This is a genomic window from Micromonospora radicis (assembly GCF_003583405.1).
GTDB lineage: Bacteria > Actinomycetota > Actinomycetes > Mycobacteriales > Micromonosporaceae > Micromonospora > Micromonospora radicis.
Genome location: NZ_QXEC01000052.1, coordinates 1 through 9,666, shown reverse-complemented (window position 1 = coordinate 9,666; position 9,666 = coordinate 1). Strand labels below are relative to the sequence as shown.

Here is a 9,666-nt window from a genome sequence, read left to right as displayed (position 1 = left end):
CTCCACTCTGGCCCAAGGTGTCACCGTCACCATTCAGGTAGAGCTTGCCGGATTCGACGATGACCTGGACGCGCGCAGTGAGCTCGAGGGCGCGATCGTCAGCGCCGACGGCGACTCCATGGTGGCCAGGCTCACTTACCTGTTTCAGCCGAAGACCTCCCTCGGTGTTGTGCTCGGAATGCCGTTCGAGCGGGAACTCACACCGGACGACTACCTGTGGACGATCTACGGGGCAGACGACCCGGACAACGCGATGCCCGCCGCAAAGCGATACGCATCATTGTCCGTCCTGCAGGCGATGCGGGACGCCGAAAGCGATCTACAGCGAGGCGACCGAAATCCCCTGACCCAACTGCTCCGCGAACTGCCGCCCTCCGAAAAGAACCTTGCCCGCGCCCTAGATGAGATGAGCCGCGCTCGCGAGAGGTTAGGGCGTGACCCCAACGTTCGAGAGATTGAGCGCCTGCTGCTAGATCGCCTCACTAAGATGGCCGGACCTCAGTTGGGCGTGCAACCGTCCCTCGCCTTCGCTGGCCGAAAGGAGGATCTGCTTCGCAGCGTCCGACTGTTCGTTGACGCGAATGCTACTCGCGGCATCGATCGGACATCGACGGGTGCGGCGAACATTGTCTACATCGCTTTGCTGCTAGAGAAGCTGCAGGCACGTCGCGAGGCCGACAGCGGGGAGGACACCATTCTCGCGGTGGAGGAGCCGGAGGCGCACCTGCATCCGACGCTCCAGCGGCATGTCTTCGCCCATCTGCTAAGCGAGTTCGATGACCTTATCCTGACCACGCACAGCCCACATATCGCGGCCGTCTCACCCCTGCATAGCTTTATCCTCATCGCCCGAATCGGTGACGCGAGCCAGGCCCACATAGTCCCACCAGGCATACTCACCGACCTTCAGACCCGAGACCTTGAGCGATATCTCAACGTAACCCGGGCCGAGATCCTCTTCGCTCGCCGGATCATCCTCGTTGAAGGGGCCGCCGACAGCTACCTCCTGCCGGCGTTGGCTCACTCGACCGGCTTCAACCTCGATGCCCACGGCATCGTTGTCGCCTCGGTCGAGGGCACCGACTTCATGCCGTACATCCGTCTGCTTGGCACCAAGGGGCTCAATCGGCCCGTCGTGGTCCTCACCGACGGTGACACGACCGACTCCAGCAAGATCGACAAGGCGGAGTTCGGACTCTCACGCGTCCGCGACCTGCTCGAACACCACGCCGTCGATATCTATCCCACCTTCAAGGCAAAGCTCGGCAAGATCACTCCGGGCAGGCTGCCGGACGGCGATCAGCGCACCGGTCGCCCCCGCCTCGTTGAGTTGGCGGCAAAGCGAGGAATCTACGTCGGCCATCGCACCCTGGAACTCGATGTAGTGCCACTGCTGAAAGACGAGATATACGCGGCATTCGAAGACCTCTTTCCGGGCACGACAAAGCGAAAGAACATCAAATCCGCCATCGATGCGGTGGTCGATGGGCAGGGCGGCCCGAGTACCGCCGCGGGCGAGAAGCTGCTGTCCTACGTCGAAGAAGTCGGCAAGGGCCGGTTCGCCCAACGCTTGGCTGCCCATGTCCAGGAGATCGACGACCTACGAGATCGTGTCATCGAGCTTCTGGACTACGACGAGGAGGATGCGTTGGCGACGGCAGACCTGCTCGACGTGCCAGGCTGCGGACCGCTGCTAGCACTCCTGAACGACCTACGTACTCAGGTGGAGGAAATGCCGCTGCTTCCGACCTGCGAGGAGTACCAGGACGCCATCGACGACGATGACGACACGCAGGACGAGGAGGACGACCACGACGATGACGATTGGGATGAGGCGTGACGAGTCCGACCGCGGAGATCATGCTGACGCCCGCGCTCGTTCGTGAGTTGCGCGCGCTGCACCCGCGCCAGCGCAGGGCCGTACTCCAGGACGGCAGTCTCGTCGTGCTCGCGGGCCCCGGCTCAGGGAAAACCCGCACCCTGGTCGCCCGCGTCGGATACCTGCTGGCGGTGACCAGCGAACACCGTGGTGTCGCCGCGATCACCTACACCGATGCCGCCGCGACGGAACTCGTCGCGAGGCTCAAGGGGCTGGGGTACGTCGGGAATCGCCGGCTAGCCAGCCGGACGGTGCACTCCTTTTGCCGGCAGCACATACTACGCCCCTATGGCCACCTCGTTGGCGCTCCTCAGCTAGCCGACCTGCGGGTTCTTGGCCGGGCCGAGGTCGTCCGACTCTGGACCGATGCGATGGTCGCCGCCGGGCTGCCCGCTGAATACAACCGCGAGCAACACACTCTGGCGAAGATACGGCGTCTGCTCGCGGCGGAGCAGAGCGTTGCCGGGTACCAAGCTGGGCACATCAAAGCTGTGCACGGATACGAGAAGGCGTTGCGCCAGGCCAATGCCATCGACTTCGACGCCATGACTTCGTGGGCGCTGGTAATCATGCGTAAGAGCCAGACCGCCGGCGAACTGCTCGTCGCCCGATTCCCCAACGTGGTCATCGACGAGTATCAGGACCTCGGGCCGGTGCTACACGCCCTGGTTCAGGAACTCATGTCGGCCGGCGTGAAAATCACCGCTGTTGGTGATCCCGACCAGACACTCTTCGGCTACCAGGGCGCGGACCCGAGCTACCTGCTCGAGCTGCCGAAGCTGATCGGCCGCGAGGCGATCCGGCTCGCGCTCAACTACCGCAGCGGCAGTGCCATTGTCGCCGCAGCACGGGGCGCTCTCGGCGAGGACCGCGGGTACCATCACAACCCCGAACGCGCCGACCCCGGCATCATAGACATCCAGCCAGTTCAAGGAGGGCTCGACGCCCACGCCCGCCACACGGCGGAGGCTGCGGCCTCCCTGATTGCAAACGGGGTGCGCCCCGAAGGGATCGCGATTCTCTACCCTGGGCAAACCGAGCTCCACCGGCTCATCGAGCAGGAACTGACTCAGCAAGGCATCAACTTCGATGCCGAGCGTGGGCGGCGCGTCCCTGACTCGCCCGTTTCGGCCCTTGTTGGCGGCTGCGCCGCGCGACGACTGTCCGGCCCCCTGCCAGGACCAGCCCAAGACGACCACGGCGATCGCCGCCCAATCAGCACTGCCCGCGAACTCGCCGCGCAGCTCGGGCAACTACGCAGCACCCGGGGGCTCAGCACGCCCGAGGAGACAGTGCGTTCCCTTGCCCGGCTGCTCATCCCCGTCCTCGATGCTCCTGACCGCCCTGGCCGCGAAGACGCCTGCGGTCCTTTCCTTGGCGAACTGCTGCGCGCGCTTGATGCGGCTGCGCTCACGGCCAATACCGACGACCAGCGTGACGTCGAGGCCTACCAAATCCTCACGGAGGAGGCGAGCTGCCGGATGAGCATGGCGGAACTCGCGGGCGGGAGAGCCCCAGGGCATGTCGCGCTCACCACCTACCACAGCGCGAAGGGACGCGAATTCGCCGCTGTCATCCTCCCCGGGCTAATCGACGGCCTGATCCCGTTCTACCGCAGGGACAGCCAGCCGACGACTACCGAGCTTGCCAACGCACGCCAGGCGTTTTACGTGGCCTTTACGCGCGCCGCCGACGCGGTTATCCTCCTGCCGGGAAGCACCTTTCGCCACTACAACCAGGTACGCACGACGAAGTGGTCCCGTTTCATCGACGACATACAGGCCGAGCTCAAGGCGGCGGCAGGCTGACCCGTCGCTACGCCGATTCACCTAGGGACAACCTGACCAACGTCCGGACATCGGCATGAGCGGATGCTCGGCGGAGGCCGCGGTAGTCGGTATGACAGCGGGGTCCGAGCGAACCCCGGGGTGAGCGCTCCGTGGCCCTCGGTGGCGACGCCGAAGGCGCTGTATGGACGTACGTCGTTGATCTTCGATGATGTGCGCGGTGTGTGCTCTCCAGCGGATGCCAACCCAGCTGAACCGGTGCCAACCCGGGTCACTGCGGACGACCGCCGGTCGCAAACCGGGGTTCGTGTGCTCGGGGTGTGCTCCTGGGCTGCGACAACGGGGGTCCCGGGAACGTGGGTGAACGCGGGCCACTCCCTGCCACCCCAGGTGAACCCCCAGGTCGCTAGACTAGGCCCTCGCGCCCTCGTAGCTCAGGGGATAGAGCATCGGTTTCCTAAACCGTGTGTCGCAGGTTCGAATCCTGCCGGGGGCACGTCACAGACCTGCAAAAGCGCGCGGTCATCGATCGGCATCTGACCGTTGAGGCTCAGTTCTCGCACGGATCGCAATGAACGGGCTCCTCGCCCAGGTCGGCGGGGCGCCGTTCGCTCGTCTCATATTCCCCGGCGTCAGATGACGCCCCAGGTGGCCGATGAGATGACCCAGTCGCGTTCGCGCTGCGGCGGCGGCTCGCCTCGCAGTACCGCTCCACGGCGTCGGCGGCTTCGCGGTCGTCCTGGCGGGCGTACCGGTCGTACCTGGCCTGGCATTCGACGTAGATGACGCCGTTGATCGAGTAGGTCCGGACGGGGTGATCGGTGCGCCCCCGGCTCGCGACGCGGACGGCTTTGCGCAGCGCGTCTTGCTGATCAGCAGGTACGTGGTGGATCTCGACGAAGCCTCGTCGGTCCACGACCACGCCGCGATCGGCGCCTTACGCCTGAGCGGCGTCACCGACATCGCCGCCGCCAACCGGCATCACGACCGCGACAGCGCCCGCCCGCTGGCACTGCTCGGCATCACCTGACGACAGCCGGGGCACTGGGGCAGGATCTTGGTCGTGATGAGTGGTCCGCCGACACCGCCCAGTCGTGTCGATGTCGAGGCCCGGTTCGCGGCCATTCTCGATGGTGGCCAGTCGCGTGACGAGGTCGACCGGTGGGCGACCCGGGCTCTGCGGAGTCTGGAGTGCGCCGAGGTCGACGAGGTGATCTGGTGGGCGCTCGGGGTGCTCTCCGGTGTCGATCTACGTCACGGACCGGGTGGGCCGTACCTGCATGACGATGAGCAGGTGCTCGGCTGGCTCGTCGAGTTCCGGAAACGGTCCGCCCCGTCGGGTGACCGCCCGGGTTGATCGCCGCTTCACCGGCCGATCGATCCCGTCGTCGCGCGGGTGGGCAGGCAGTTGAGCGTTGGCGAGGGGCACGGGCGCGGGGGTGGGCCGTTCGGGCTGGGTGGTGGGGTGGAACGGGGGAGGGGTCAAGATCCTTTGGTTGATATGCTGCCTCGTCAATGTGTGTGCGGGTGTCACGCGGCGGGGGCATTGACAGACGCCCTCGGCGCACCTCGCCACCTTCTCTCGATTCCGAGGAGCAGCGTGGGTCGAACCAGGCAGAGATCGGTCGCGCGACTGGCCCATAGCTCGACCGCCGTGGCGACGGTGGCGTGCCTGGTCGGCACGTTGGTCGCGGTGGCGGGTCCGGCGGGCGCGGCCGTGACCGCTCCGGTCGCCATGGCGGTGACCGGGCCGGTCGCCGCGGTCTCGGTGGCGCCGGGAGAACTGGTACTGCCCGCCGCGCCGCGGGCGGTCCCGCGGGCCACCCGGATTCTGAACGCCGGGACCACCGGCTTCCTCTGGGCCCAGGAAGGCGACGACCGTCTGCTCTGGACGGAGTACGCCACCGGCGCGACCACCGCCCTCGACCAGCGGCTGCCGGCTCCGCTCCGGTACGACTTCAACGGCTGGTGGCCGACGCGCGTCTCGTACCACCCGGGTTGGTACGGGGCGGGTTCGGACACCGTGGCGGTGTACTCGGTCGAGCCGTCGCCGCAGGTGACCCTGCTGCGGGGTGCCACCGGTGGGCGCAGTGTGCCGTTGCCGCAGGGGCGGTCGTACCAGGGCACCTTCGGCGACACGATGCTGACCCGTACCGATGATCTGGTGTTCCACCTGTTGCGCGACGGTGCCGAGGTGCCGGTGACCGGGCTTCCGGCGGACCTGACCGAGGTCACGGTGGAGGACGGGGACGCCCGCTCCGTGCTGCTGCGCTACCAGACGGCCGATCCGGCCGACCAGTGGCGGCACTGGGGACTGGTCGACGTCGCCACCGGTGTCTTCACCGAACTTCCCGACCGGCCGGATCCGGAGAGCGGTTGGGAGGTGACCGGGTTCCGGCTGGCCCCCGAGTCGGTGCTGCGGCTGCGCAGCGGTCGCTACCGGCTGGACGTTCTCGACCGCGCCGACCTGTCGGCACCGCCGATCACCCTCAACACCGGATCGTTCAGTCACGAGGCCGCGTACGGGCTCGTCGGCTCCCGGCTGCTCGCCGTCAACCCGGTGGCGCCGGGCAACAATCTCTATCGGGGGCGCCCGCTGCTGGCCGAGTCGATCGACGGGAGCCGCCCGAGCCGGGTCACGGTGATGGATCCGGCCGCGTACCAGATCGTCCAGGCTCCCGACGGGTCCGCGTTGGTGGCGGGGGCGGACGAGTACGTCGAGCAGGGTGACCTGGACTGGGCGTTCTACCGGATCACGCCGTCCGCCGGTACGGTGCAGCGCCACCGGGTGACGCCGGTGCAGCCGATGCCGGCGCAGATCCACGGGCTCGCCCTCGGCAGCGGCATCCTCAGCACCGCCGACGCGAGCACGGTGTACGCCCCGGGCGGCAGCTACGGCGCGTACCGTAGCACCTGGTTGACGGTTCCCACCGCGGGCGGCGCCCCGGCGGTCGAGCGTGCCACGCTGGACGGGCTGGTCAGCGGCGACGACGGCTCCTGCCTGACCTCGGACGCGGAGTCGCGCTGCGTCCGGATGTTCGCCGACGGCACCGGCTACCACGGCCGCGAGGCGGACAGCTACCGCGACGTGACGATGCTGTACGCGAACGGCGACAGTGCCTGGGGTCCGACGATCGACACGAAGCACTTCGCCCCGAGCCTGGTCGACCTGTCCGGCCGGTACGCGGTGATCGACGGTGGTACCCGAAGCGTGCAGTACGTCGGCGAGTTCCGGCCCGGCGCCGAGGGCGTCGTGCTGCAGCAGCGGGAGTGGGTCGGCGCGGCGGTCTGGGGTTCGACGCTGTGGAGTGGATCGGCCGCCGCCGGCAGGGTGACCGCGACCCGACTGCCCGACCGGACCGTCGTGGACGAGTTCACCACCAGCAACGGCTGCACCGCCACCCATCTGCAGGCGGTCGGTCGCTGGGTGCACTGGGCCTGCCTCGACACCTACTGGGAACGCGGCTCCGGGGTGTACGACCGGGTGACCAGGCGCCACCAGGCCGCCCCGGCGCGCAACGTGCTGCTCGGCGACGGTTACCTGGTCGAGGAGGTCAGCGGCCCGGCGGGCGGGCTGCGCCTGGTCGACCTGCGAGGTGAACTGCCCACCCGGATGCTGGTCGACGCGGACGGCCTGGGCCCGGACGGCCCGCGTACCTCCTGGACGGTGGACCGGTTCGGCGGCGCGGTCGCCTACGCCGACCCGCGGCACCGGGTGCACATCGTGCCGACCGGGATTCCGGCGTCCGCGCTCGACGTGATCGACTCGACCGTGTCGAACTCCGCGGCTGACTGGTCCGGCACCTGGTGGTTGTCGAAGCCCGCCGGATCCTGGCAGTTGACCTTCCGTGACGCGGCCGGCACCACGCTTCGTACCGTGTCCGGCTCGTCGGCGCGCGGGGTGCTGCGGGCCGCCTGGGACGGTCGGGACTCCGCCGGGAGCGCCGTCGCGGACGGCACCTTCACCTGGACGCTGACCGCTCAGCCCGCGGACGGTGTGGGCGGGCAGTTGAGCGTCGCCGGCCCGGCGCTGCCCGCGCCGCCGCCACCGCCGCCCGCGAAGCTGAAGGCGACGAAGGCGCCGTCGATCTCCGGCACCCTCGCGGTCGGTTCGACGGTGAAGGCGGTGCCGGGCACGTGGAGTCCGGCGGCCACCTCGTACGCGTACCAGTGGTCGGCGAACGGCACCGCGATCAAGGGTGCGACCGCGGCGTCCCTGAAGCTCACCGCGTCGCTGGTGGGCAAGCGACTCACCGTCAAGGTGACCGCGAAGCGCAGTGGCCACCCGTCGGGCGTCGCGACCTCGGCCGCCTCGGCCAAGGTCGCCAAGGGCAAGGCCCCGAAGGCGACGAAGAAGCCGTCGATCAGCGGTACCCCGAAGGTGGGTCGTACGGTCAAGGCCCTGGTCGGTGCCTGGTCACCGAAGGCGAACTCGTACCGGTACGAGTGGCGGCTGAACGGGAAGCTGATCAAGGGCGCGACGGGCAAGACGTTGAAGCTGACGTCGTCGATGCGGAACAAGAAGCTCACGGTGACCGTGATCGCCCGCCGGTCGGGCCACGTCGACGGCAAGGCGACCAGCAAGTCGGTCACCGTCCGCCGCTGACGGTCCGAACGTACGAGCGTCGGCCGCCGGCCCGAGGGGGTGGTCCCTCCGGGCGGCGGGCCGACGGCCGTTCAGAGCGCGGCGCGGATCGCCTCGGCGAGGGTGACCGGTGGCCGGCCGATGAGTTCGGTGAGGTCGTCGGGATCGACGTACAGATCGCCTTCGGCGGCACCACGGTCGCTGTCGGCCAGCACCTCGGCGTAGCCCGCCGGCAGGCCGGCGCCGACCAGGACCTCGGCGTACTTCTCCACCGACAGGTCGGTGTAGCCGACCTCGCGGCCGCTCTGCCGGGACAACTCCGCGGCGAGTTCGGCCAGCGTGAACGCCGGTCCGCCCAACTCGTGGACGTGATCGGCGGGCCCGTCGCCGGTGAGCACCGCCGCCGCGGCGGCCGCGAAGTCCGCGCGGGTGGCGGCGCTGATCCGGCCGTCACCCGCCGCGCCGACCACCCCGTGTTCCAGGTACGTGGGCAGCTGCGGGAGGTAGTTCTCCAGGTACCAGCTGTTGCGCAGGAAGACGTACGGCAGTCCGGCGTCGATGATCTCCTGCTCGGTGGCGCGGTGTTCGGTGGCGAGTACGAGGCTGGAGGTGTCGGCCTTCGCGATGCTGGTGTAGACGACCAGCCCGACGCCGGCCTCCTTGGCGGCGGCGACCACGTTGCGGTGCTGTGCCACCCGCCGGCCCACCTCGCTGCCGGAGACGAACATCAGCCGCTCGCCGCCGGCGAACGCGGCCCGCAGCGACCCGGGGTCGTCGTAGTCGGCCCGCCGGACGGTGACCCCGCGCCCGGCGAGGTCGGCCAGGCGGCCGGTGTCGCGGCCCAGCGCCACGATCTGGTCGGCCGGTACGCCCCGATCCAGCAGGTCGGTGACGATCAGGCGGCCCAGGTGGCCGGTGGCGCCGGTGACGACGATGGACATGGGTGGTGCTCCCTCCAGCTGTGCGTGCTGACACCGACGACAACCGGGAAGGCCGCGTCTCTACTTCCCGTTGGAGAGTAGGCACCTTGAAGTGCGCCACACTCTGTTGGAGAGTAAAGACGTGGAGCCGAACCTGTACGACCGCAAGTGCGGCAGCCGTCAGGTGCTCGACCGGATCGGCGACCGGTGGAGCGTGCTGGTGGTGCTGACCCTCGCAGACGGGACCAGGCGGTACGGCGAACTGGCCCAGCGGATCGACGGGGTGAGCCAGAAAATGCTCACCCAGACCCTGCGCGGCCTGGAACGCGACGGCCTGGTCACCCGGACCGTGCATGCCACCGTCCCGCCCCGGGTCGACTACGCGCTCACCGATCTGGCCCGCACCCTGCTGCCACTGCTGGCCGGCCTGGAATCCTGGGCCACCACCCACCTCCCCGAGGTGGAAGCCGCCCGCACCCGCTACGACGCACACGG

General features: G+C 68.7%; 7 protein-coding genes and 1 tRNA gene. 7 read left to right on the top strand and 1 reads right to left on the bottom strand.

All coding sequences use genetic code 11. The features are described 5' to 3' along the window. The 6 genes from D2L64_RS26690 to D2L64_RS26665 form a co-directional block, all read left to right on the top strand. A partial coding sequence (locus tag D2L64_RS26690; RefSeq protein WP_119579961.1) for an ATP-dependent nuclease occupies positions 1–1,840 on the top strand: 1,840 nt, incomplete at its 5' end. Next, positions 1,837–3,687 (top strand): ATP-dependent helicase, encoded by a 1,851-nt coding sequence (locus D2L64_RS26685; protein ID WP_119579960.1) that lies wholly within the window; start codon positions 1,837–1,839, stop codon positions 3,685–3,687. The genes D2L64_RS26690 and D2L64_RS26685, both read left to right, overlap by 4 nt. 402 nt (positions 3,688–4,089) lie before the next feature. Continuing rightward, positions 4,090–4,162: transfer RNA gene (locus tag D2L64_RS26680), tRNA-Arg, on the top strand. A 318-nt stretch (positions 4,163–4,480) separates the two neighbouring features. Next, a complete protein-coding gene (locus tag D2L64_RS28135; protein ID WP_119579959.1) occupies positions 4,481–4,696 on the top strand; it encodes a hypothetical protein in 216 nt (71 codons plus the stop codon). Between the two features lie 36 nt (positions 4,697–4,732). Next, the gene (locus D2L64_RS26670) at positions 4,733–5,023 is read left to right on the top strand and encodes a hypothetical protein (RefSeq protein ID WP_199714809.1); all 291 of its coding nucleotides are present in this window, start codon (positions 4,733–4,735) and stop codon (positions 5,021–5,023) included. Between the two features lie 297 nt (positions 5,024–5,320). After that, positions 5,321–8,272 (top strand): FlgD immunoglobulin-like domain containing protein, encoded by a 2,952-nt coding sequence (locus tag D2L64_RS26665; protein WP_119579957.1) that lies wholly within the window; start codon positions 5,321–5,323, stop codon positions 8,270–8,272. A 71-nt stretch (positions 8,273–8,343) separates the two neighbouring features. On the opposite strand, the gene D2L64_RS26660 is transcribed toward D2L64_RS26665, so the two are convergent. Beyond that, the gene (locus D2L64_RS26660; RefSeq protein ID WP_119579956.1) at positions 8,344–9,192 is read right to left on the bottom strand and encodes an SDR family oxidoreductase; all 849 of its coding nucleotides are present in this window, start codon (positions 9,190–9,192) and stop codon (positions 8,344–8,346) included. 121 nt (positions 9,193–9,313) lie between these two features. Between D2L64_RS26660 and D2L64_RS26655 the strand changes: the two genes are divergently transcribed. Beyond that, a partial coding sequence (locus tag D2L64_RS26655; protein WP_233559170.1) for a winged helix-turn-helix transcriptional regulator occupies positions 9,314–9,666 on the top strand: 353 nt, incomplete at its 3' end.